The organism is Duganella rhizosphaerae, from assembly GCF_040364205.1.
In the GTDB taxonomy this organism is placed as follows: domain Bacteria; phylum Pseudomonadota; class Gammaproteobacteria; order Burkholderiales; family Burkholderiaceae_D; genus Rugamonas; species Rugamonas rhizosphaerae.
On sequence record NZ_BPWK01000003.1, the window covers coordinates 237404 to 260278 of the forward strand.

A 22875-nucleotide genomic window follows, 5' to 3' on the forward strand; every position below is an offset into this window, starting at 1 on the left:
GCGGCCCTTTCGAGCCTACGTCTTCGAACATGCCGACTGCACAAGTCCGACAATACTACGACTTACTTACACCTGGTCGGGCCGATCGGCCTCAACAGAACTCCACCCTCTCATGGCGGAAATTCTACTGCATCAGACACGTGCGTGGGGGCAAGAAACCATGACTAGGTTGGAAAACGAACGGAACGCTCGCTATACAGCGCCGCCGTAGCGCGCTGACTCAACCAAAGCTGGCCCTGGCCGCCGACACCTGTCTTTCCATGCCGATCAAGAGCCTAACTTACTGAAAACAAACACACTCTGAACTGAAAAACGATGCCAAAACATACAACACTTAGCGTTTTATTATAGCACGTCACTTTTCAATTTCCAGAGGGCAGAAGCCACTTCCCAGCACCGCAACCATGACAGAAACATTACTATACAAAACGGCCCGCAACATTATCGGGCAGCCAACTCCGCCTGCGCCTCGCGCAACAGTTGATCTTGCTGCGCAGTCAACTCGCGGTAGCGCACACCGATCTCGTCGGACGACAGGCCGGCCGCGAACAACTGGCTCAACTCCTGCTTCAACGCGTCGTTCTTGACCTGGCGGATCGCGCCGCGCAGGAACAGCCGCACCGCGTCGTAGTCCGATTCCGGCTCCTTGACGATGTCGCCGATGATGCCGTCGTACTCGTCGCCCTGCGACTTCAGATGCTGGGCGAAGGCGGCGAAACTGCCGTTCGGCCCCAGCGACTGGGCCGACGCCACCAGCTGCGCCAGCCGCTCGGCAGGATCGGCGCCGAAGTACTGGAACGCCGCCAGCGCCGATGCATCGATATCCAGCGCCAGCGGCGGATGCGCCACCAGCAGCCGCACGATCTGCAATTCCAGCCCGACCGGCACCGGACGACCGGTGCGCGGCGGCGCCTGGCGGGCGATCGCGACCGGCTTGGCCAGCTCGAACAGCGCCTCGATCTCGGACGGCGTGGTCTGCGTCAGCTGCGCCAGGCCGCGCACGATCTGCAGGCGCAACGCGGTCGGCGTCATCGATTGCAACATCGGCTTGGCGTCGAACTGCGCCCGCGCCCTGCCTTCCGGGCTCTGCAAATCATGCTCGCCGACCGCCTCCTTGACCAGGAACTGCGACAGCGGCATCGCTTCGTGGATCTCCTGTTCGAACGCTTCCTTGCCATAGGCGCGCACGTAGCTGTCCGGGTCGTGCTCGGTCGGCAGGAACAGGAATTTGATGGTCTTGTTGTCCGTCACGTGCGGCAGACAGGCCTCCAGCGCGCGCCGTGCGGCGCGGCGGCCGGCCTTGTCGCCGTCGAAACTGAAAATCACCGTGTCGGTTTGACGCAACAATTTCTGTACGTGGTGGGTGGTGCAGGCGGTGCCCAGGGTCGCCACGGCTTGCGGGAAGCCCATCTGCGCCAGCGCCACCACATCCATATAGCCTTCCGTCACCAGCACATAACCCGCATCGCGGATCGCCTGGCGCGCTTCGAACAAGCCATACAGCTCGAATCCCTTTGAAAATAATGGCGTTTCGGGAGAATTCAAGTACTTCGGTTCACCGTGGTCCAGGACCCGGCCGCCAAAGGCGATGACCTGGCCTTTGGTGTTTTTAATTGGAAACATTACGCGCTCGCGGAAGCGGTCGTAACGTTTGCGGTTGCCGCCGTCCTCGTCCACCTTGTCGATCACCAGGCCGGCCTCGGCCAGCGCCACGACGTCGTAGTCGGGGAAGATCGAGCGCAGATTGTCCCAGCCGGCCGGCGCGTAGCCCAGGCCGAAGCGGGCGGCGATCTCGCCGGTCAGGCCGCGGTTCTTCAGGTAGGCGATGGCGTCGGTGGCGCCGCGCAGCTGGGCGCGGTAAAAGTCGCTGGCGCGCGTCATCGCCTCGGTCAATGCCAGGCTCTGCGCGGCCATTTGCGCGCGCTGGGCCGGTGGAATCTTGTCGTCCTGCTCGGGCACCACCATGCCGACGTTTTGCGCCAGGTCTTTGACGGCGTCGACAAAGCCCATGCCGGAATATTCGATCAGGAAGCCGATCGAGGTGCCGTGGGCGCCGCAGCCGAAGCAATGGTAAAACTGCTTGGTCGGACTGACCGTAAAACTGGGCGACTTTTCATTGTGGAACGGGCACAGGCCCATGAAATTCGCGCCGCCTTTTTTCAGCTGCACATAACGTCCGACCACGTCGACGATGTCGACCCGGTTCAGCAAATCAGAAATAAAGGATTGTGGGATCACTGGGCTATGCGGTCTTGTTATGGATCAGACTATACCGCCGCGTTAATCCGGTTTTGACACGGATCAAGCTGCGGCGGAGGAAACTACCGGGGCATTATGCCGGGGTCAGCGCTTTCTTGACCAGTGCGGACACCACCGTCATGTCGGCGCGGCCAGCCAGCTTAGGCTTGACGATGGCCATGACCTTGCCCATGTCCTGCGGACCGGCGGCGCCCGAGGCGGCCACGGCGGCAGCCACTTCGGCGGCGATTTCCTCGTCGGACAGGCCGGCAGGCATGTAGGCGGTCAGCACCACCAGTTCGGCTTTTTCGATGTCGGCCAGGTCGGCGCGGCCGCCGGCTTCGAACTGGGTGATCGAATCCTTGCGCTGCTTGATCATTTTTTCGACGATGGCCACGGTCTGCTCGTCGCTGACTTCGATGCGCTCGTCCACTTCCTTGCGCTTGATTTCCGCCAGGATCAGGCGGATGGTCGACAGACGGCCGGCTTCCTTGGCGCGCATGGCGTTTTTCATGTCTTCGGTGATTTGTTCTTTCAAGCCCATGGCGTTTCTCTCAAAAAATTATTAAAAAAGGAAGTCGTTAGAAAGTGATCGCGGCTAGGCGCAGCGACGAAGACAGTACGTTAGTACGGCGAGGCGCTGCAACGACGCAGCGGTCATTTTATAACGACTTTAAAATGCGAAAACCCGCCGCGGCGAACCGGGGCGGGCATTCTCTTAGATGCAGCGAGATACAACCCGAGGCGTGAGCGCCATACTGCCGGGTTGAGTCTGCAGAGCAGTCTTAGAAGAGTTTTTTCGGCAGTTGCTGGCTGCGGATGCGCTTGTAGTGACGCTTCACTGCAGCTGCCAGCTTGCGCTTACGCTCAGCCGTTGGCTTTTCGTAGAACTCGCGTGCACGCAGTTCGGTCAGCAGACCGGTTTTTTCGATGGTGCGTTTGAAGCGACGCATTGCGACTTCGAACGGCTCGTTTTCTTTAAGGCGAATAGTGGTCATGTAAAAATTCAAACCGTTTGAGGTTATAGGGAGAAAGAGACTATAGCAGCTTTTGCAGGAAAATGGAAGACGCCTGGCCATCTGAACGGCCAACCGTAAGGCTTTGACTGCAAAAACAACGCGGCGTATGGTGCAATCTTTCAGGAACTTCAACGATTGCGTGACGCCACTAACTTCCAGAGACAATCAGTATATCAGACTGCTTGCCCCGCCGCCACACCGGAAGCCCACGCCCACTGGAAATTGTAGCCACCCAGCCAGCCGGTGACATCCACCGCCTCGCCGATGAAGTACAGGCCCGGCACCTTGTTGGCCATCATGCTCTGCTGCGACAGCTCGCGGGTGTCGACGCCGCCGCGCGTAACTTCGGCCTTCTTGTAGCCTTCCGAGCCGTTCGGGGTGATGGTCCATTGGTTGACAGCCGCGCCCAGCTTGCGCAGCTGCGCGTCCGGCAGGTCGGCCAGGCGCGCGTCCAGCGCGAAGCCGTGCGCCAGCAGCAAGCCTTCCGCCAGGCGCGCAGGCAGCCATTGCGACAGCACATTGCCCAGCTGCTTCTTGATCGTGCCCTTGCCTTCGATCAGCGTGGCCGCCAGGTCCAGTTCGGGAATCAGGTTGATGACGATGGGGGTGCCCGGCGTCCAATACGAGGAAATCTGCAGGATCGCCGGACCGGACAGGCCGCGGTGGGTGAACAGCAAGTCTTCGCGGAAGCGGCCGCCGGTCGGGTTGCGGCCCTTGAAGGAACCGGTTTCCACGTCCACTTCCAGCGCGATGCCGGCCATTTCGACGAACGGCGCCCACTGCTGCGGGTCGAACGTCAGCGGCACCAGCGCCGGGCGCGTCTCGACCATGCGCAGTGCGAACTGCTCGGCGATGCGATAGCCGAAGTCGGTCGCGCCGATCTTGGCGATCGACAGGCCGCCGGTGGCGATGACCACGCTGTCGGCTTCAATTTCACCGGTGTCGGTTTGCAGTACAAAGCCGCCCTCGTCCGCCTGCGCCAGGCTGGTGACCTTGCACGGCATGCGCCAGTGCACGTCGCCGGCCGAGCATTCGTCCTTCAGCATGTCGATGATCTGCTCGGCGGAGTCGTCGCAGAACAGCTGGCCGCGATGTTTCTCGTGGTAGCCGATGCGGTGCTTCTTCACCAGCGCGACGAAGTCGGCCGGCGTGTAGCGCGACAGCGCGCTCTTGCAGAAGTGCGGATTCTCGGACAGGAAGTTGGCCGGACCGGCGTTGATGTTGGTGAAGTTGCAGCGGCCGCCGCCGGAGATGCGGATTTTTTCCGCCAGCTTGGTGGCGTGGTCGATCAGCACCACGCGCTTGCCGCGCTGGGCCGCCGTCGCCGCACACATCATGCCGGCCGCGCCCGCGCCGATTACCGCTACATCAAACTTTGCCATCTTATTTCCAATCAGAGTGAGTACTCTGTCATTCCCGCGAAGGCGGGAATCTATACTTTGCTTGAAAGCAAGCGGTCTATGGATTCCCGCCTACGCGGGAATGACAGGGGCGAGATTGTACTTGAACTCTCATCGCCTTACTCGATCGGCTCGCTCACCCGCTGGCGCGACTGCAGGGTGCGCGACACCAGCATGCACTGCGCCACCTGCTCGGCGATCGACGGCGGCACCGGCACCTCGCCGTCCAGCACCGACTGGATCCAGGCCGCCGTGGTGGCCGCGTCCTTGTCTTCCGGCAGCAGCGGCAGCTCGCCCACCAGCGTCTGCTTGGGCACCAGCGTGGTGCGCAGGCCGCCGTGGAACCAGTCGATCTGCTGCGCCTTGTTGGCGTTGGCCACGGTTTCGCCCTCGGTGCCGCGCATCAGGAAGGCGTCGCCGCGCTCCGGCAGCGCCGCCGTGGTGAAGTATTCGCCCAGCATCTCCAGGTATTCCGGATGCGTGTACGACACCAGCCGCAGCGCCGGTCCGGCGAACGGCTGCATGATCTTGACCAGCGTGTGGGTCGAGTTGCGCACGCCCAGCCGGCGCCGCAGCGACAACAGGTAGGCCAGCTTGGGCGCCAGCACATCGATGGTGATGAAGGCCGGATGCCCCTGCGACATGGCTTCCTCCGCCTCGGATCGATGGCGCGCGGCCGGCAGGCCCAGCGCCTCGAACACCTCGGCCGTGGCGACCCGGCCGGCGTCGTGCGCCACGCCGTGCACCAGCACCGGCACGCCTTCGCGCGCCAGCAGCAGCGCCAGCAGCGGCGTCAGGTTGGCCATCTTGCGGGCGCCGTTGTAGGTCGGGATGCACACCGGAGCGAACTGGCCCGGCGGCGCGCTGAGCGGCTCAAAAGCGGCCTCGGCAGCATCGAGGAAGCCGGCGATCTCCTCCACCGACTCGCCCTTGATGCGCATGGCCAGCAAAATGCCGCCCAGCTCCAGCTCGGAAACGCGGCCGTCCAGCATGGCTTCATACAGATCGTGGGCGTCGTCGCGGGTCATGCTGCGGGCGCCGTTTTTGCCGCGGCCTATTTCTTTGATGAAACGTGCGGCCAGGAATGGTTCGGTGGTGTGTGTCGTCATGACGTCAGCTTAAACCAGTCGGCCGCATTTCGGCTACACTATCCCTCCCCCGCAATAAATATACGTAGAGAATCATGATCTCCCCAGATATCGAAAACATCAACGTCACCTCGTTCGCGCCGATGCCGTCGCCGGAAGCCTTGCACAGCAAGCTGCCGCTGACCGACAGCGCCTCGGACACCGTGATGAAGGGCCGCGAAGCCCTGCGCAACATCATCGACCGCCAGGACAAGCGCCTGTTCGTGGTCGTCGGTCCATGCTCGATCCACGATCCCGTGGCCGGCCTGGATTACGCCCGCCGCCTGAAAGCCCTGCAAGCCGAAGTGGCCGACACCATGCTGCTGGTGATGCGCGTGTATTTCGAAAAGCCGCGCACCACCACCGGCTGGAAGGGCTATATCAACGATCCGGACATGGACGATTCCTTCCGCGTCAACGTCGGCATGGAAAAGGCGCGCCAGTTCCTGCTGGACGTGTGCGAGCTGGGCCTGCCGACCGCCACCGAGGCGCTCGATCCGATCTCGCCGCAATACCTGGGCGACCTGATCGCCTGGACCGCCATCGGCGCCCGCACCACCGAATCGCAGACCCACCGCGAGATGTCGTCCGGCCTGTCGACCCCGGTCGGCTTCAAGAACGGCACCGACGGCGACATCAGCATCGCCATCAACGCCATCCTGTCGTCGGCGCACCCGCACTCCTTCCTGGGCATCAACGCGCAGGGCAATGTGGCGATCGTGCGCACGCGCGGCAACGCCTACGGCCACGTGGTGCTGCGCGGCGGCGACGGCCGTCCGAACTACGATTCGGTATCGATCGCGATCGCCGAGCAGGCGCTGGCCAAGGCCAAGCTGCCGGCCAACCTGGTGGTCGACTGCTCGCACGCCAACAGCTACAAGAAGCCGGAACTGCAACCGCTGGTGATGGCCGACGTCATCCACCAGATCGTGCAGGGCAACCAGTCGCTGGTGGGCGTGATGATCGAGTCCAACATCGTCGGCGGCAACCAGAAGATCCCGGCCGACCTGAGCGAGCTGAAGTACGGCTGCTCCGTCACCGACGGCTGCATCGACTGGGAAACCACCGAGCAGATGCTGCGCGACGCGCACAAGCAGTTGAAGAACCGCCCGTAACCCCGCACCCCGCGACGGCCGGGGTCAGACCCCGTACGGGGTCTGACCCCTTCTGCGGTGGGGTAAGCGGGCGCTCAGCCGAATGCCATGACTCTCGTGACCACGCCGAAAGACCCCGCCAGCGCCGCTTCGGCCTGGCTGGCCGGGGCGCTCAGTTCATCGAGATCCAGATAGACCTTGCAGTCCTCCACCTTGACCGAGTAACGGCGCGCGTCGCTGTCGCGCGGCGCGACGTCGCCGCATTCCAGCACCGCATGCACCTGCTCCTCGCCGGTGCGGAACAGCGCCACGCCCGGCAATTCCTGCCATGCCAGCCCGCGCGGCACCAGGCGCGCGCCGCTCATGGGCACATCCTTGAGTTTGCAAATCAGCTTCCATTGTCCGGACATCGCGCGCCTCCCTAGTCAACTTACCCCAGTTGTCTAAGCAAAACCGGTGCCACGAAAAACGCCCCGAATCCTGACCGAACGGCAAAACTCCGCACTTTGCCAGTGCGGCGCCGACCTGCGGTGGTGCATGCTTGCACGCACTTTCCATTACAATGGCGGATTCCCCTTTTCATTTGTGCACCCTTCATGATCGTTCTCGGCGTCGAATCCTCCTGTGACGAAACCGGCCTTGCGCTGTACGACACGCAACACGGCCTGTTGTCCCACGCCCTGTATTCGCAAGTGGCGATGCATGAAGAATACGGCGGCGTGGTGCCGGAACTGGCCTCGCGCGACCACATCCGCCGCGCCATTCCGCTGCTGACGCAGACGCTGGAAAGCGCCGGCAAGACGCTGGCCGACATCGACGCCATCGCCTACACGCAAGGCCCCGGCCTGGCCGGCGCGCTGCTGGTCGGCTCCTCGGTCGCCTGCAGCCTGGGCCTGGCGCTGGACAAGCCGGTGCTGGGCGTGCACCACCTGGAAGGCCATCTGCTGTCGCCGCTGCTGGCCTCGCAGCCGCCGGAATTTCCCTTCATCGCGCTGCTGGTCTCGGGCGGCCACACGCAGCTGATGCGGGTGGACGGCGTCGGCCAGTACACGCTGTTGGGCGAAACCTTGGACGACGCGGCCGGTGAAGCCTTCGACAAGTCGGCCAAGCTGCTGGGCCTGGGCTACCCGGGCGGTCCGGCGATTTCGCGCCTGGCCGAGTTCGGCGATCCGACGGCCTACAAGCTGCCGCGCCCTATGCTGCACACCAAGGATTTCAATTTCAGCTTCTCCGGCCTGAAGACGGCGGTGCTGACAGTGGTGAAGAACCACGAGGAAAAAGTGATCGCGAATATCTGCGAGCAGGACAAGGCCAACATCGCGCGCGGCTTCGTCGACGCGATTGTCGACGTGCTGACCGCCAAGTGCGTGTCCGCGCTCAAGCACACCGGCCTGAAGCGGCTGGTGATCGCGGGCGGCGTGGGCGCCAATTCGCAGCTGCGCACGTCGCTGAACGAGGCGGCGGCCAAGAAGAAGTTCAAGGTCTACTACCCCGAACTGGAATTTTGCACGGACAACGGCGCGATGATCGCCTTCGCCGGGGCCATGCGCTTGATGATCAACCCGGACGCGGCAAAGAAAGACTACTCGTTCAACGTGCGGCCACGCTGGCCGCTGGACGACATCAAAGTCGTTTAACTCTGCGCAAAGGCGACCGAGGCCAGCACGGCCAGGCCGGCCAGCGCCAGCAGGTACTTGATCTTGCCCTTGCCCAGGCGGACGCCACGCGCGGCGATGCGCTCGCTGCGCAGACGGTGCTCGTCCGACGCCGATTCGTGGATCACATTGTTCGTTGTTTTTTGTTCAGTTGCGGTATTCATAACAGCCTCCATGTTTAACGATCTTCTTCCTTTCTGGAGGGCAACGCAATTGTCATGCCAGCCATCTAGTCCAAAAGTGGCCTATACGACTTGATTTTAGGCCTTTTTGTGGCAAACACACGACACGATACCGCTAAGCAAGCGCGGCATGCTGCGCCGCCAGCCGCTGCGGCGCCCGTTCCGCGACGAAATCGATGAAGTGCCGCACCCGCAGCGGCATCAAGGTGCGTTGCTGGTAGTACATGAACACGCCGCTGTTGGACGTGGCCGTGTGCCGCAGCAGCGGCACCAGCGCGCCGCTGGCCAGCTCGGCCTCGATCATGAAGACCGGCAGCTGGCCGATGCCCAAGCCGCTGCGCACCGCCGTCAACTCCCCCTCCACCGTATTGAAACTGGCCACCGCCGGCATCTCCTGGTAGACCGTGGCGCCGTCCACCTGCAACTCCCACGGCATCAAACGGCCGGTGCTGGGGCGGCGGAAGCCGGTGCAGCGGTGCTGCTGCAATTCCAGCACCGTCTGCGGCGTGCCGTGCAGGGCCAGGTAGCCGGGCGTGGCGCACGGCACCAGCACGATCTCGCCCAGTTTGCGGGAAATCAGGTTGCGTTCGGGCGGATTGCCGGCGCGAAAGCCGACATCGATCTTGCTCTCCACCAGGTCGGTGAAATGGTCGTCCAGCTGCACATCGAAATGCGCGCCCGGATAGCGCCGCTGGAACTCCGGCAGCAGCGGCACGATGACGGCGTTGCCGATCGACATAGGCGCGACCACGCGGATCAAGCCGTCCACTTCCTGCCGGCTGTTCTGGATGTGGTCCAGCGCCTCGTCCAGCAGGCGCAGGCCGGGGTTGGCCAGCTCGAACAGGCGCGCGCCCTCCTCCGTCAGGCTCAGGCTGCGGGTGGTGCGGTGGAACAGGCGCACGCCCAGATGATCCTCCAGCTGCCGCACCGCCTTGCTGACGGCCTGCGGCGTCAGGCCGGCATCCACCGCCGCCTGGCTGAAGCTCTTGGCGCGCACCACGCCGATGAACAGACTGACAACCCTGGCTTTATCCATATTTACAACCAAAAGGTGATAATCAAACAGCTTTGCTATGGCTAGTGTAACAGGTCGGTCATGCCTACACTGGCATCCACCAACCACCTCACAGCAAGGAAACGATCATGACTGGCACTGCACAAAAAGTATGGTTCATCACCGGCGCATCCCGTGGCTTCGGCATGCTGACGGCGCAAAAAGCGCTGGCACGCGGCGACTTCGTGGTCGCCACTGCCCGCGATCCGCAATCCGTCGCCGCGGTCCTGGGCGACCATCTGAATCTACTGGCCTTGCGCCTGGACGTCAAACTGGAAGCGCAAGCGATCACCGCGGCCCAGCAAGCGATTGCGCGCTTCGGCCGCATCGACGTGCTGGTCAATAACGCCGGCTACGGCCTGCTGGGCGCGGTGGAGGAAGCCAGCGCCGAGGAAGCGCGGGCGCTGTACGACACCAACGTCTTCGGCCTGCTCAACGTCACCCGCGCCGTGCTGCCGGCGATGCGCAAGCAAGGCGGCGGCCATGTCATCAACATCTCGTCGGTGGGTGGTTATTCGGCCTTTGCCGGCTGGGGCTTGTACAGCTCGACCAAGTTCGCGGTCGAAGGCTTGAGCGAAGCGCTGGCGATGGAAATGGCGCCGCTGGGCATTCATGTGACGGTGGTGGAGCCGGGCTTCTTCCGTACCGACTTCCTCGACGCCTCGTCGCTGGTGTCCACCCACAAGCGCATCGATGACTACGCCGCCACCGTGGGTGCGATGCGGGAGTTCGCCGCCGGCGTCAATCACCAGCAGCCCGGCGATCCGGCCAAGCTGGCCGACGCCCTGCTGCAACTGGCCGACAGCGCCAAGCCGCCGGTGCGTCTGCAACTGGGCTCGGACACGGTGGAACGGGTGCGCGCCAAAAACCAGTTCGTCGAAACCGAGATGGCGCAGTGGCTGGAGCTGGCGGTATCGACCGACTTCAACGCACTGCAAAAAGCGGCTTAAACAAAGACGGCTTAAAGCTTGCCCGGCGGGTGCAGCGACAGCATGTCCTCGCGCGGGTAGTCCCAGCCGGGGACGCCCGCCGGACATGCTCCGGCCTGCGCCGCATGCAGCGTCGTGAAGTTGCCGCGCGGCGTGGTGGCGAAGCGATAATCGGCCAGCTCGCCGGTCGACAGCATCAGCGCCGGCATGCGGGCGAAGCGCAGCCAGGCGTCCACCTGGCAGTTCTCTTCCTTCAGCATGCGCAGCGCCGTCAGGCTGGCCAGCGCGGTGCCGAACTGCTGCACGCCCGGCGACAAGGCCAGCGCCTGATGCGGCGCTCCGACCAGGCCCGCCGGACAGGCCAGCGGCGCCAGCCACTCCGGCGCCAGGCTGGCCACGCCGCGCCGCAGGCGGTAGTAGCCCTGCTTCTCATTGACCTCCACGCTGGCGTACGACCAGCACAGCGGCTGCGACGGGAACGCCGTCATCGCCACATCCATCACGCGCACGGACGGATCGGCCTTCAGCAACGCCGCGCTGATTTGCTCGCGTCCGTAATGCGAGGCCACGCCCTGCACCGCGATGAAGCCGGCGCTGATGGCCAGCGCCAGCGCCAGGCCCGCGCGGCCGCGCGCACCGGCACGCCACTGCGTCGCGCCGCAAGCCGCCGCGATCGACAGCAGCGCGGCAAACGAGGTCCACGCCAGATAGCCTTTGCCGGCAAATACCACCAGCGTCGCCAACAGGCAGGCCAGGCCGAGCATGCGCAACCAGCGCCAGCGCATGATGAACGCCAGCGGCACGCCGATCGCCACCCAGAACAAGGGCTCGACGATGAACACCATGTCGCCATAGAACCAGCGTCCGGTGAACGGATACCATGGATGGATGCCGTAGGAATTGGTGAAGTCCATCAGCAGGTGCAGCGCGAAGCCCAGCCCCACGCTCAAGGCCAGGCCGAGCCGCGCCGGCCGGCTGACCTTCAGCAGCGCCCGCGCCGACGGCCAGCATAGCCAGAGCAAAGCCGCCAGCAGCAAGGCCTGCGGCAGCAGCAGCAAGGCCGTATGCGTATGACCGCGATGATTGAGCAGATAGCCCAGCGGATCGGGCAGCAGGTGATTCAGGACCAGGTCGAGATCGGGGAAATTGCTGGCCAGCGCGCAGGCCACCAGCAACAGCCGGTGCCGCACCCGCTGCGACGTCGCATCCGCCTCGCCGGGCAGGCTGCGGTGCACCAGTTCTCCAACGCCAAAACCGATAATGCTGTGGGTGATATTGTCCACGTAGCGATCTAGCGCTGCACGTCCACGCCGCGCCAGAACGCCACATGGTCCTTGATCTGCGCGGCCTTCTCGGACGGCGCCGGGTAGTACCAGGCGGCGTTCTCGTTGACCTTGCCGTTGACGTTCAGGCTGTAATAACTGGCCAGGCCTTTCCACGGGCAGCGCGAGGTGTGCGCGCTGGCCTGCAGGTACTCCGTCTTGACGCTGGACGGCGGGAAGTAGACGTTGTTCTCGACGATTTCAACCTCGTCGTCCTTCGCTTCGGCGATGACGACGCCGTTCCAGCTGGCGGTAGGCATGGGGACTTCCTTTCAGTGTCAGGTGGGGCCGCATTCCACGCGGTTGCGGCCGGCGTGCTTGGCGCGGTACAGGGCGGCGTCGGCCTGGCGCAGCAGGCTTTCAGCGTCGCTGATTTCCATGTGGTCGAACGAACCCACGCCGATGCTGGCCGTCACCGGCAGCAGGCGCGGGCCGGCGTAGTGCGGCTGCGCTTCGATCTTGGCGCGCAGTGTTTCGGCGAACTTGCACGCGCCTTCGACCGGCGTGTTCGGCAAGATCACGCACAGCTCTTCGCCGCCGTAGCGGCCCGGCACGTCGATCACGCGCACGCTCTCGCGCAGCAGCTGGCCGACGCTGGCCAGCACCTGGTCGCCGACCGCGTGGCCGTATTCGTCGTTGATCTGCTTGAAGTGGTCGAGGTCGATCATCACCGCCGACAGCGGCGAGCGGAAACGCTTGGCGCGCGCGGTCTCGAACTTCAGGCGGTGCAGCAGCGAGCGGCGGTTATGCAGGCCGGTCAGCTCGTCGGTGGTGGCCAGCTGTTCCAGCTCGCGCACGGTCGATTCCAGCGCCTTCTCGTTGGCGCGCAGCTCGATCAGCGCCATCACCTGGCGCGCCAGCTTGACCAGCGTGGCGCGCTGTTCGGCGCTCAGGCCGCCCGGCTTGGTGTCCATCACGCACAAGGTGCCGATGGCGAAACCGTCGGACGAGGTCAACGCCACGCTGCTGTACATGCGCATGTGGGGTTGGTCGACCGTCAGCGCCATGTGGGCGGTGCGGAAGTCCAGCGTCAGGTCGGGGATTTCGGTGGCGGTCTCGCCCAGCACCGCCAGCGAGCAGTAGCTCTCGCCGCGCGGCAGTTCGCCCAGCTGCATGCCGGCGCAGGACTTGATCCAGACACGCTCGGCGTCGACCAGCGAGATGAAGGCATACGGCACCTCGCACACTTTGGCGGCCAGCTCGGTGAGGAAGCTGAAGTCTTCGCAGGCGGGGGTATCGAGGATATGGTAGCGGTGCAGTGCGGCCAGCCGGAACTGGTCGGCCTGCGGACGGGCGATGGACAGCGTGTGTACTTTTTCTGCGGCCAGCATAGGCCTCCCTGTAGCGACGTCGATCTTTTTTGGGCTCCCGGCATGAAGCGGTGCCGAACTATGGTGCTACCCGGTCAGTTTATCGCAAAACAGGGGCGGAGGGAGCACTTGCCCCCGCCGCCGACAGCATTTTTTAAGCCGCTTGCGCCATGATCTCGCGCAGCGCCTTTTCAAACACCTCGGCCGGCTGACCGCCCGAAATCAGGTGGCGCTCGTTGATGATCACGGCCGGCACCGAGTTGATGCCGTGGCGCTGGAAGAACTGCTCGCGCTCGCGCACCTCGTCGGCGTACTGGTTCGATTGCAGCACCTCGGCGGCGACGCCGGTGTCGAGCCCCACTTCGCCGGCCACGCGCAGCAGCACGTCATGCGAGCTCGGATCCTCGCCCTTGGTGAAGTAGGCGCCGAACAGCGCTTCCTTCAGCTCCTTCTGCTTGCCCTCGCCCTCAGACTCGGCCCAATGCAGCAGGCGGTGGGCGTCGAAGGTGTTGTAGATGCGGCTGCGCTTGCCCATGGCGAAGTCGAAGCCGACCTCGGCGCCGCGCGCGCGTATCATCTCGCGCGCCTGTTCCTGCTGCGACGGGGTCGAACCGTATTTCTCGGTCAGGTGCTCGACGATGTCCTGGCCCTCGGGGCCCATGTTGGGATTGAGTTCGAAGGGCTGGAAGTGCATGCTCACCGCCGCCTCGTCGCCGATGTTGGCCAGCGCCTGGTCCAGCGACTTGAGGCCGATGGCGCACCACGGGCAGGAAACGTCGGAGACGAAATCGATCTTCAGGGGAGTGGTCATGATGTGCCTTTGCTAAACGTAATTTTCAGCATATGGCGATGCCCGGCGCAAAATCAAGCGCCGGGACGGGGGACGGCCTTACTTTTTCTTGCCTTTGACGGCGTCTTTGCTCTTGCTGCCGATGCGGCTTTCCTTGCCAGCCAGCAAATTCGAGATGTTTTTGCTGTGACGGAAAGCCAACAGTGCGCTCATGACGAACACCGCGAACAGTTGCGGCTCGACGCCGAACAGCAGGCCGTAGTAAAACGGCGCGAACAGCGCCGCCACCAGCGCCGCCAGCGACGAGTAGCGGAACGCGAACGCCACCGCCAGCCAGGTCACCAAGGTGGCCAGGCCCAGCCATGGGTTCAGGCCCAGCAGCACGCCCAGCGCGGTCGCCACGCCCTTGCCGCCGACGAAGCGGAAGAACACCGGCCACAGGTGGCCCAGGAACACCGCGATCGCCACCAGCGCGATGGTGGCGTCGCCGATCTGCAACTGGTTCTGGAAACGGATCGCCAGCCAGACCGCCAGCCAGCCCTTGGCGCCGTCGCCGATCAGGGTCATGATGGCGGCCGCTTTATTGCCGCTACGCAACACATTGGTGGCGCCGGGATTTTTCGAGCCGTAGGTGCGGGGATCGGCGATGCCGAACAACTTGCTCATCACGACGGCAAACGAGATCGAGCCGATCAGATAGGCGGCGACGGTCATCCAAACTGTATTCATTATTTCCTCAAAAGTAGTCATGCGCCCGTTGGGGGCCGCTGAATATACACTGCCGGCGCTTAATCAGCCAACTAAGCAGCCAACTAATCGGCCAGCGCGCAGTGCACCGGCCTGGCCTGCAGCAAGTCGACCAGCACCCGCGGCGCGATGCCAACCAGATAACCCCTGCGGCCGCCATTGATATAAATCGTTTCCAGCGCAAGAATGCTATCCTCGACATACACCGGCAGCGCCTTGCGGGTGCCGAACGGCGAGGTGCCGCCGATCTGGTAGCCGCTGTGGCGCGTGGCCACCTCCGGCTTGCACGGTTCGACGGATTTGCAGCCGATGCCGCGCGCCAGGTTTTTGGTCGAGACCTTGCAATCGCCGTGCATCAGCACAATCAAGGGTTTAGCGGCCTCGTCTTGCATGACCAGGGTCTTGACCACCGCGTGTTCGTCCACGCCAAGTTCGCGCGCCGACACCGTGGTGCCGCCGTGTTCTTCGTAGTCGTAGGGGTGCTCGCTGAAGGCCACCTTATGTTTGCGCAGCATTTGCGTTGCCGGGGTCTCGGAGATGTGCTCTTTTTTAGCCATGCGTGATACGCTGCTTGTGAAGTAATGTCGATCGGGAGTTTCTCATTATGCAGCAGGAAATTCGCTTTGCCACTTTCAATGTTTGCAATCTTTCCCAGCCTGGGGCGAAATTGTACGACAATCTGCCGCCGTTGACGCCGGCCGAGTACCAAGCGAAAGTCCTGTGGACCGCGCAGCAGCTGGACCAGCTCGACGCCGACGTGATCGGCCTGCAGGAAATCTTTTCGCTGGCGGCGCTGCGCGACGTGCTGGCCCACAGCGCCCGCTACCGCGAGGCCACGCTGGCCGGCTTCGACGCCGCGCCCGATCCGGCCACCGGCGCCGCGCGCGTGGTGCCGCAGGTGGCGCTGATTTCGCGCCTGCCGCTGGCGGCGCCGGCCGCCGAATACCGCGCCTTCCCCGACGGCGTGGCGCTGCCGGCCGGCAGCCGCGACGCCGGCCACTTCGCCCGCGCGCCCCTGCACGCGCAAGTGCTGCTGCCGGACCAGCGCATCGTCGACGTGGTCGTCATCCACCTCAAATCCAAGCGCCCCGACTACAGCAGCGGCGACGACTACGCCGATCCGATGCACTACGCGCAAGCCAACCTGCGCTCGCTGATACGGCGCGGCACCGAGGCGGTGGCCCTGCGCGCCCTGCTCAGCCAACTGGAAAGCAGCGCGCGCCGGCCGCGCGTGGTGCTGGGCGATTTCAACGACACCGCCGACGCCGTCACCACCGCCATCGTCATGGGCTCCGGCGCGGCCGGCATGCCGGGCGAGGAGCTGAGCGGGCGCATGTTCGATTGCAACCAGATCCAGCTGGGCCGCGACACGCTGCGCCAGGTCGGCTACACCAACATCCACGAGGGCCACTACATGACCATCGACCATGTGCTGGTGTCGGAGGAGTTCAATCCGGCTTCGCGCTACGCGGTCGGCGAGGTGCTGGAGGTGACGTATCTGAACGACCACCTGCTGCAGCACAAACCGGAAGCGTCCGACCACGGCCAGGTGCTGGTGCGGCTGCGCCTGTACGGCGCGCGCGACCGCGCCGCCGCGCTTTAGAGGCCGCTTAGCCAACGCCGTCCAGCAGGCCGTCCAGGCCGTCGAGAAAACCGTTCTGCCGCACGTAGCGTCCCTGGAACTGGTGGCAGCCCTGCTGCGTCAGGAAATGCAGCTGCGTCTGGGTCTCCACCCCTTCCGCCAGCACCGTCAGGCCCAGGCTGCGCGCCATCGCGATGATGGCCGTCACCACCGTCGGCGCCGGCGCGCCGTCGGTGGGGCCATCGATGTCGCCGACGAAGCTGCGGTCTATCTTCAGCTTGTCGAACGGGTATTCGCGCAGGTGGCCCACGCGCGTGTAGCCGGTGCCGAAATCGTCGATCGCCAGCCGCACGCCCAGCGCCCGCAAGGCGCGCAAGGTGTCGGGCGCGGTGGCGACGTGCTTCATGATGATCGCTTCCGTCAGCTCCAGCTCCAGCCGCTCCGGCGCCAGGCCCGAGGCCGCCAGCGCCGCGCCGATGCTGTCGGCCAGGTTGCGTTGCAAGAACTGCGTCTGCGACAGGTTGACCGCCACCGCCAACGCATGGCCGGCGTCCTGCCAGCGCCTGGCCTCGCGGCAGGCCTGCTCCAGCACCCACTGGCCGATCGGCACCATCAGGCCGCAATCCTCGGCCACCGTGATGAAGCGCTCCGGCAGCAGCAAGCCCAGCGTCGGATGGCGCCAGCGCAGCAGCGCTTCGGCCGCCAGCGGCCGGGCGCTGGCGATCTCGATCTGGGCGTCGTACTCCAGCACGAACTGCTGCTCGCGCAAGGCGCGCCGCAAGTCGTTTTCAAACGTCACCCGCTCGACGATCTGCGCGTTCATTTCTGGGCTGAAGAACTGGAAGCCGTTGCGGCCTTTTTCCTTGGCGTGGTACATGGCCAGGTCGGCGTTGCGGATCAGGGTGTCGTGGTCGGGGCCGTCGTCCGGGTAGATGCTGACGCCGATCGAGGTGCTCACATGCAGCCGGTGCGGCTCCAGCACGAACTCCTGGCTGATGGATTGCAGCACCGTGTCCGCCACGTGCGCCACCTGGTCGACGCCGCCGATCTCGGGCAGCATGATGACGAACTCGTCGCCGCCCTGGCGGCTGACGGTGTCGACGCTGCGCACGCAGCGCACCAGCCGCGCCGCCACTTCCTGCAGCAGCTGGTCGCCGACGTGGTGGCCCAGCGTGTCGTTGATGTTCTTGAAACGGTCGAGGTCGAGGAACAGGATCGCCAGCCGGCTGCGCTTGCGGCGCGCCGCCGCCATGGCCAGGCTCAGGCGGTCGAGCAGCAACACCCGGTTCGGCAGGTCGGTCAGGAAATCGTGCTCGGCCAGGTGGCGGGTCTGCTCCTCGGAGCGGCGGCGGTCGGCGACATCGGCCAGCAAGGCCAGGTACATCACCAGCTGGTCCTGCTTGCGGGCCGAGATGTCGCGGATCACCGCGACCACGCGCTGCGGGCCGATCGCGGTCAGCAGCACCTCGGCCCAGAACTGGCGCCCGCCGCAACCGACGCAGCACCATTCGAAGCGGCGGTTGCCGTCGCGCTGCGCATCGGCCAGCAAGTCGGCCAGCGCGCGCGCCGACAACACGCCCTCGGCCTGCTGCAATGGTGACAAATCGGCCAGCCCCAGGCCCAGCAGGCGGTCCGGCTGGGCACACTCGAACAGCGCTTGCGCGGCCGGATTGCAGGCGACCACGCGGCCATCCTGCAACACCAGCAAGGCGTCGCTGGTGTGCGCGACCATCGCGCGGAAGTCCGCGCCCGCGCCGTCGTCTCGTTTGTGTGCTGGTGCCACCTGGCCCTCTCCGGCATAGCGCCCATAGCGCCCTCTCAGGCCTTGTTCATTCTTGCCGCTGACAGGAATCGACCATTGACTTCCGTCAAATGCGCTTGATCCCGCGTTTTTACCGTTCATCCGTATTTTTTCGCGGCCTGTCGCATTTCTCTGGCGGCCGGCCTTGAAAATTCCTAAAGTGCCAATATGCGCCGTGGCGACCTTTTAATAGAAGAACGATATGAAACTAGAAACCTTGCCCGTCTCCCCACAATCCACGGTGCGCAGCAAACGCTGGCGCAAGCCGCTGGCGGCGCTGATCGTCATCGGCCTGGCCGGCGGCGGCTGGACCGTCATGCACAAGAAGGACGCCCCGCCGCCCAGCGCGCAGGCGGCCAAGGACGATAAAAAGAAACAGGAAATCTTCGAGTTGGCCAGCGGCGATATCGCGGCCATCGATGCCAGGTCATTGGCGGTCAGCTTGCCCTTATCCGGCTCGCTGGCGCCCCTGAGTTCGGCCACCATCAAGTCCAAGGTGTCGGGCGTGGTGGAGGCCACCACGGTGCAGGAAGGCATGGCGGTGTCGGCCGGCCAGGTGCTGGCGCGCATCGACCAGTCCGACCTGCGCGCGCGCCTGCAACAGCAGCAGGCCATGCTCGACGAGGCGCAGGCCAAGCTGTCGCTGGCGACCAAGAACGAGACCAACAGCGGCGCCCTGCTCAAGCAAAAATACATTTCGCAAAACGCCTACGATTCGACGCAGAACAGCGTCGACCTGGCGCGCGCCAACGTCAAGTCGGCCGCGGCGATGGTGGAGATCGCGCGCATCGCGCTGAACGACGGCGTCATCAAGGCGCCCATCAGCGGCGTGGTCAGCAAGCGCCACGTGCAGGCCGGCGAGAAGCTGGCGCCGGACATGCCGGTCTACAGCATCGTCAACCTGTCCGAGCTGACGCTGGAGGCGCAGGTGCCGGCCTCGGAAATCCCGCGCGTCAAGGTGGGCCAGGACGTCAAGTTCAAGGTCGACGGCTTCCAGGGCCGCGACTTCGCCGGCAAGGTGGCGCGCATCAACCCGGCCACCGAGACCGGCTCGCGTTCGATGCTGGTCTACATCTCCGTCAAGAACGACGACAGCGCGCTGCGCGCCGGCATGTTCGCCAAGGGCAGCATCGTCACCGACCGTTCCGCCGTGATGCCGATCGTGCCGATGACGGCGCTGCGCACCGAGAAGGGCCAGCAGGTGGTGTACAAGATCGAGCAGGGCAAGGTCATCGCGCAGCCGGTCAAGCTGGGCCTGCGCAACGAGGACGAGGGCTACGCCGAAGTGGTGGACGGCCTGGCGCCGGGCGCCAACGTCATCGTCTCCAAGCTCGACGGCGTCAAGCCCGGCAACCAGGTCAAGCTGCCGGCCAATGTCGCCACGCCGGCCCAGCCAGCCAATCCGGCCAATTCGGCCAAGTCCGCCATGCTGGCGCAGAAGGGCTAAATCATGTGGATCACTAAAACCAGTATCCAGAACCCCGTCTTCGCCACCATGGTGATGGTGGCGCTGGTCGTGCTGGGCCTGTTCTCCTACCGGGAACTGGGCCTGGAGTCCATGCCCAACGTCGACATTCCGGGCGCGCTGATCGAGGTCAATTATCCGGGCGCCTCGCCGGAGGCGGTGGAGAACGACATCACCCGGCCGATCGAGGACGTGGTCAACACCGTCAGCGGCATCAAGACGCTGCGCGCCAACTCGTGGGAGGGCCGCGCCGGCATCTACATCGATTTCGAACTGTCCACCAATATGGACAAGGCGATGCAGGACTTGCGCGACAAGGTGGCGCAGGTGCGGCCGCGCTTCCCGAAAGAAGCCAAGGACCCGTTCATCGTCCGCTTCGAGGGCGAGAACAGCCGCCCGATCGCGCAGATCGGCCTGACCGCCACCGACCACTCGCTGCGCGACCTGTCGACCATGGCCGACCAGCTGATCGGCAAGCGCTTCCAGGGCGTGGCCGGCGTCGGCCAGGTGCGCCTGAACGGCACCGCCTCGCGCCAGATCCTGGTCAGCCTGCGGCCCAACGAGCTCAACGCGCAGGCGATCGGCGTCGATGAAGTGATCAACGCCATCCAGGCCACCAACACCAACCTGCCGGCCGGCTCGATCAGCTTTGCCGGCAACGAGCAGCTGGTGCGGGTCGAGGGCAAGATGAAGGACGCCCGCGACTTCAACAAGATCATCGTGGCGCGCCGCGCCAACGGCCCGGTCTACCTGGAGCAGGTCGCCACCGTGGTCGACGGCGCGCAGGAAGAGCTGTCGGTGTCGCGCCTGAACGGCAAGCGCGCCATCACCATCGACATCACCAAGGTGCAGGACGCCAACGTGGTCGAGGTGGGCCGGCGCATCCAGAAGGTCGCCGCCGATCTGCAGAAGACGCTGCCGGCCGACATCACGCTGACCGTGCTCAACGATGAATCGCTGAAGGTGCAAAGCCAGCTCGACAACGTGAAGGAAACCATCATCGAAGGCGCGGTGCTGACGATGATCATCGTGTTCTTCTTCCTGCACTCGTGGCGTTCGACCATCATCACCGGCCTGACCCTGCCGATCTCGGTCATGGCCAGCTTCATCGCCATGAAGTTCTTCGGCTTCACGCTGAACTTCCTGACGCTGATGGCGCTGTCCCTGTGCATCGGCCTGCTGATCGACGACGCCATCGTGGTGCGCGAGAACATCGTGCGCCACCTGGGCATGGGCAAGAACCACCGCCGCGCGGCCGAAGACGGCACCAATGAAATCGGCCTGGCCGTGATGGCCACCACCTTCGCCATCGTCGCCGTGTTCATTCCGGTGGCCTTCATGCAGGGCATCATCGGCCGCTTCTTCCTGCAGTTCGGCATCACCGTCGCGGTGGCCGTGCTGGTGTCGCTGTTCGTCAGCTTCACGCTCGATCCGATGCTGTCGTCGGTGTGGCCGGACCCGGTCAAGGACCGCTTCAAATACCTGCCGTGGCTGGGCCGCTTCATGCACTGGCTGGAAGGCGGCATCGAGAAACTGCACGTGGTGTACGGCAAGGTGCTGGCGCTGGCGCTGCGCTGGCGCAAGCTGACCCTGGCCTTCGCCGCCACACTGTTCGTCGCCAGCCTGATGCTGGTGCCGATGATAGGCGGCGAGATGTTCCCCGACCAGGACAACGGCTGGATCAACCTGCACCTGAAGACCCCGGTCGGCTCCAGCCTGGAGTACACCGACAACAAGGTGCACCAGGTCGAGGAGGCGCTCAAGGCCTTCCCTGAAATCGCCAGCGTGACCTCGGTGGTCGGCACCCAGGACGGCCGCAACAACGCCCAGATCGACATGAAGCTGCAGGACCGCAAGACCACCAAGCGGCGCTCGCAGAAGGAGCTGGAAGGCGTGGTGCGCGCGCGCCTGAGCAAGATCGCCGGCATCACCATGTCGGTGGGCTGGAAGCCGATCTTCATCGCCATCCTCGGCACCGACGAAGGCAAGCTCGATTCGGTGGCCCATCACCTGATGGACAAGATGCGCAAGATCAAGGGCATCGCCGACCTGGAATACAGCCAGGAAGGCGCCAACCCGTCGACCACGGTCAAGATCAACAACGAGCTGGCCAGCGACCTGGGCCTGACGGTGCAGCAGATCGGCAGCGCGCTGCGGCCGTTCGTGGCGGGCGACACCACCAGCCACTTCCTGGCCGACGACGGCCAGAACTACGACGTCAACGTGCAGCTGCCGAAGTCCGGCCGCCAGAAGATCGCCGACCTGGCCGACCTGTCGCTGGCCTCCAGCAAGCTGGGGCCGGACGGCCGCCCGCTGATGGTGCCGCTGCGCCAGGTGGTGGACTTCGTGCCGTCGTTCAGCCCGCAGGTGCTGAAGCGCCAGGCGCTGCAACGCCGGGTGGCGGTGTATGCCGGTGTCGAAGGCCGTCCGGGCGGCGACGTCGACAGCGACGTCAAGAAGGCCATGAAGGAAATCGAGCTGCCGGCCGGCGTGCGCTTCGACGTCGGCGGCAATGCGCAGGACATGGAAGAGAGCATGTCGTCGGCCATGATCGCGCTGGGCATCGCGGTGATCTTCATCTATCTGGTGCTGGCTTCGCAGTTCGGCAGCTTCCTGCAACCGGTGGCGATCATGATGTCCTTGCCGCTGTCGCTGATCGGCGTGCTGGTGGCGCTCCTGATTACCGGCAGCACCCTGAACATCTTCTCGGTGATCGGCTTCATCATGCTGATGGGCCTGGTGACCAAGAACGCGATCCTGCTGGTGGACTTCACCAACCACGCGCAGCAAGGCGGCATGGGCCAGCGCGAAGCCATCATGTCGGCCGGCCAGGTGCGGCTGCGGCCCATCGTGATGACCACCTTGGCGATGGTGTTCGGCATGCTACCGATGGCGATCGGCATGGGCGACGGCGGCGAAACGCAGGCGCCGATGGGCCGCGCGGTGATCGGCGGGGTGATCACCTCCACCCTGCTGACGCTGGTGGTGGTGCCGGTGGCCTACACCTACCTCGACAGCCTGGGCAAGCGCTGCGCCCGCTTCTTCAAGGGCAAGGCGCACGACGAGGAAGCCGCGCTGCAGGACGCCATCGAGCCGCTGCACGACGTCAAGAGCCGCAACGAAGTCGCCTGATTCGGAGGCACCACGCAAAACCGGGCTG

The 22875-nt window shown here is 64.6% G+C and carries 21 protein-coding genes; 6 read left to right on the plus strand and 15 right to left on the minus strand.

Annotation, left to right across the window (positions count from 1 at the left end):
• Positions 1-441: 441 nt before the first annotated feature.
• From dnaG to ybiB, 5 genes are all read right to left on the minus strand, one after another.
• Complete coding sequence (gene dnaG / locus RUGAMON1_RS08300; protein ID WP_445230063.1) at positions 442-2238, minus strand: DNA primase; 1797 nt, start codon at positions 2236-2238, stop codon at positions 442-444.
• 94 nt (positions 2239-2332) lie between these two features.
• Positions 2333-2782: a GatB/YqeY domain-containing protein gene (locus RUGAMON1_RS08305; RefSeq protein ID WP_332855139.1), complete on the minus strand. Its 450-nt coding sequence runs from the start codon at positions 2780-2782 to the stop codon at positions 2333-2335.
• A 241-nt stretch (positions 2783-3023) separates the two neighbouring features.
• Positions 3024-3236, minus strand: coding sequence for a 30S ribosomal protein S21 (gene rpsU, locus RUGAMON1_RS08310; protein WP_008451879.1), 213 nt, complete (start codon positions 3234-3236; stop codon positions 3024-3026).
• Positions 3237-3430: 194 nt separating this feature from the next.
• Positions 3431-4639 carry a BaiN/RdsA family NAD(P)/FAD-dependent oxidoreductase gene (locus tag RUGAMON1_RS08315; RefSeq protein ID WP_445230064.1) on the minus strand — a complete coding sequence of 403 codons (1209 nt, stop codon included), beginning with the start codon at positions 4637-4639 and terminating at the stop codon, positions 3431-3433.
• Between the two features lie 137 nt (positions 4640-4776).
• The gene (gene ybiB, locus RUGAMON1_RS08320) at positions 4777-5766 is read right to left on the minus strand and encodes a DNA-binding protein YbiB (RefSeq protein ID WP_445230065.1); all 990 of its coding nucleotides are present in this window, start codon (positions 5764-5766) and stop codon (positions 4777-4779) included.
• Positions 5767-5840: 74 nt separating this feature from the next.
• Here ybiB and RUGAMON1_RS08325 point away from each other — a divergent pair, with 74 nt between their 5' ends.
• Positions 5841-6899: a 3-deoxy-7-phosphoheptulonate synthase gene (locus RUGAMON1_RS08325; RefSeq protein ID WP_445230066.1), complete on the plus strand. Its 1059-nt coding sequence runs from the start codon at positions 5841-5843 to the stop codon at positions 6897-6899.
• A gap of 74 nt (positions 6900-6973) precedes the next feature.
• On the opposite strand, the gene RUGAMON1_RS08330 is transcribed toward RUGAMON1_RS08325, so the two are convergent.
• Positions 6974-7288 (minus strand): Rieske (2Fe-2S) protein, encoded by a 315-nt coding sequence (locus tag RUGAMON1_RS08330; protein ID WP_445230067.1) that lies wholly within the window; start codon positions 7286-7288, stop codon positions 6974-6976.
• Between the two features lie 186 nt (positions 7289-7474).
• Here RUGAMON1_RS08330 and tsaD point away from each other — a divergent pair, with 186 nt between their 5' ends.
• Positions 7475-8515 (plus strand): tRNA (adenosine(37)-N6)-threonylcarbamoyltransferase complex transferase subunit TsaD, encoded by a 1041-nt coding sequence (gene tsaD / locus RUGAMON1_RS08335; RefSeq protein ID WP_445230068.1) that lies wholly within the window; start codon positions 7475-7477, stop codon positions 8513-8515.
• On the opposite strand, the gene RUGAMON1_RS08340 is transcribed toward tsaD, so the two are convergent.
• Positions 8512-8697: a hypothetical protein gene (locus RUGAMON1_RS08340; protein ID WP_332855135.1), complete on the minus strand. Its 186-nt coding sequence runs from the start codon at positions 8695-8697 to the stop codon at positions 8512-8514. The two genes, tsaD and RUGAMON1_RS08340, sit on opposite strands and share 4 nt — an antisense overlap.
• A gap of 133 nt (positions 8698-8830) precedes the next feature.
• Positions 8831-9751 (minus strand): LysR family transcriptional regulator, encoded by a 921-nt coding sequence (locus tag RUGAMON1_RS08345; protein WP_445230069.1) that lies wholly within the window; start codon positions 9749-9751, stop codon positions 8831-8833.
• A gap of 107 nt (positions 9752-9858) precedes the next feature.
• Here RUGAMON1_RS08345 and RUGAMON1_RS08350 point away from each other — a divergent pair, with 107 nt between their 5' ends.
• Positions 9859-10719 (plus strand): oxidoreductase, encoded by an 861-nt coding sequence (locus RUGAMON1_RS08350; RefSeq protein WP_445230070.1) that lies wholly within the window; start codon positions 9859-9861, stop codon positions 10717-10719.
• An 11-nt stretch (positions 10720-10730) separates the two neighbouring features.
• On the opposite strand, the gene RUGAMON1_RS08355 is transcribed toward RUGAMON1_RS08350, so the two are convergent.
• The 6 genes from RUGAMON1_RS08355 to ybaK form a co-directional block, all read right to left on the minus strand.
• On the minus strand, positions 10731-11981 hold the full coding sequence (locus tag RUGAMON1_RS08355; RefSeq protein WP_445230071.1) for a metal-dependent hydrolase: 1251 nt from the start codon (positions 11979-11981) through the stop codon (positions 10731-10733).
• A gap of 8 nt (positions 11982-11989) precedes the next feature.
• A complete protein-coding gene (locus tag RUGAMON1_RS08360) occupies positions 11990-12280 on the minus strand; it encodes a DUF427 domain-containing protein (RefSeq protein WP_332855131.1) in 291 nt (96 codons plus the stop codon).
• Positions 12281-12298: 18 nt separating this feature from the next.
• On the minus strand, positions 12299-13351 hold the full coding sequence (locus RUGAMON1_RS08365) for a GGDEF domain-containing protein (protein ID WP_445230072.1): 1053 nt from the start codon (positions 13349-13351) through the stop codon (positions 12299-12301).
• 133 nt (positions 13352-13484) lie between these two features.
• Positions 13485-14141 (minus strand): DsbA family oxidoreductase, encoded by a 657-nt coding sequence (locus RUGAMON1_RS08370; RefSeq protein ID WP_445230073.1) that lies wholly within the window; start codon positions 14139-14141, stop codon positions 13485-13487.
• A gap of 78 nt (positions 14142-14219) precedes the next feature.
• A complete protein-coding gene (plsY, locus tag RUGAMON1_RS08375) occupies positions 14220-14849 on the minus strand; it encodes a glycerol-3-phosphate 1-O-acyltransferase PlsY (RefSeq protein WP_445230074.1) in 630 nt (209 codons plus the stop codon).
• A gap of 83 nt (positions 14850-14932) precedes the next feature.
• A complete protein-coding gene (gene ybaK, locus RUGAMON1_RS08380; RefSeq protein WP_445230075.1) occupies positions 14933-15424 on the minus strand; it encodes a Cys-tRNA(Pro) deacylase in 492 nt (163 codons plus the stop codon).
• Between the two features lie 47 nt (positions 15425-15471).
• On the opposite strand from ybaK, the gene RUGAMON1_RS08385 reads away from it, so the two are divergent.
• Positions 15472-16470 (plus strand): endonuclease/exonuclease/phosphatase family protein, encoded by a 999-nt coding sequence (locus RUGAMON1_RS08385; RefSeq protein WP_445230076.1) that lies wholly within the window; start codon positions 15472-15474, stop codon positions 16468-16470.
• 7 nt (positions 16471-16477) lie between these two features.
• On the opposite strand, the gene RUGAMON1_RS08390 is transcribed toward RUGAMON1_RS08385, so the two are convergent.
• Positions 16478-18232 carry a putative bifunctional diguanylate cyclase/phosphodiesterase gene (locus tag RUGAMON1_RS08390; RefSeq protein WP_445230077.1) on the minus strand — a complete coding sequence of 585 codons (1755 nt, stop codon included), beginning with the start codon at positions 18230-18232 and terminating at the stop codon, positions 16478-16480.
• A 220-nt stretch (positions 18233-18452) separates the two neighbouring features.
• On the opposite strand from RUGAMON1_RS08390, the gene RUGAMON1_RS08395 reads away from it, so the two are divergent.
• Both RUGAMON1_RS08395 and RUGAMON1_RS08400 read left to right on the plus strand, forming a co-directional pair.
• Complete coding sequence (locus tag RUGAMON1_RS08395) at positions 18453-19697, plus strand: efflux RND transporter periplasmic adaptor subunit (RefSeq protein WP_445230078.1); 1245 nt, start codon at positions 18453-18455, stop codon at positions 19695-19697.
• 3 nt (positions 19698-19700) lie between these two features.
• Positions 19701-22847 (plus strand): efflux RND transporter permease subunit, encoded by a 3147-nt coding sequence (locus tag RUGAMON1_RS08400; protein ID WP_445230079.1) that lies wholly within the window; start codon positions 19701-19703, stop codon positions 22845-22847.
• Positions 22848-22875: the final 28 nt, after the last annotated feature.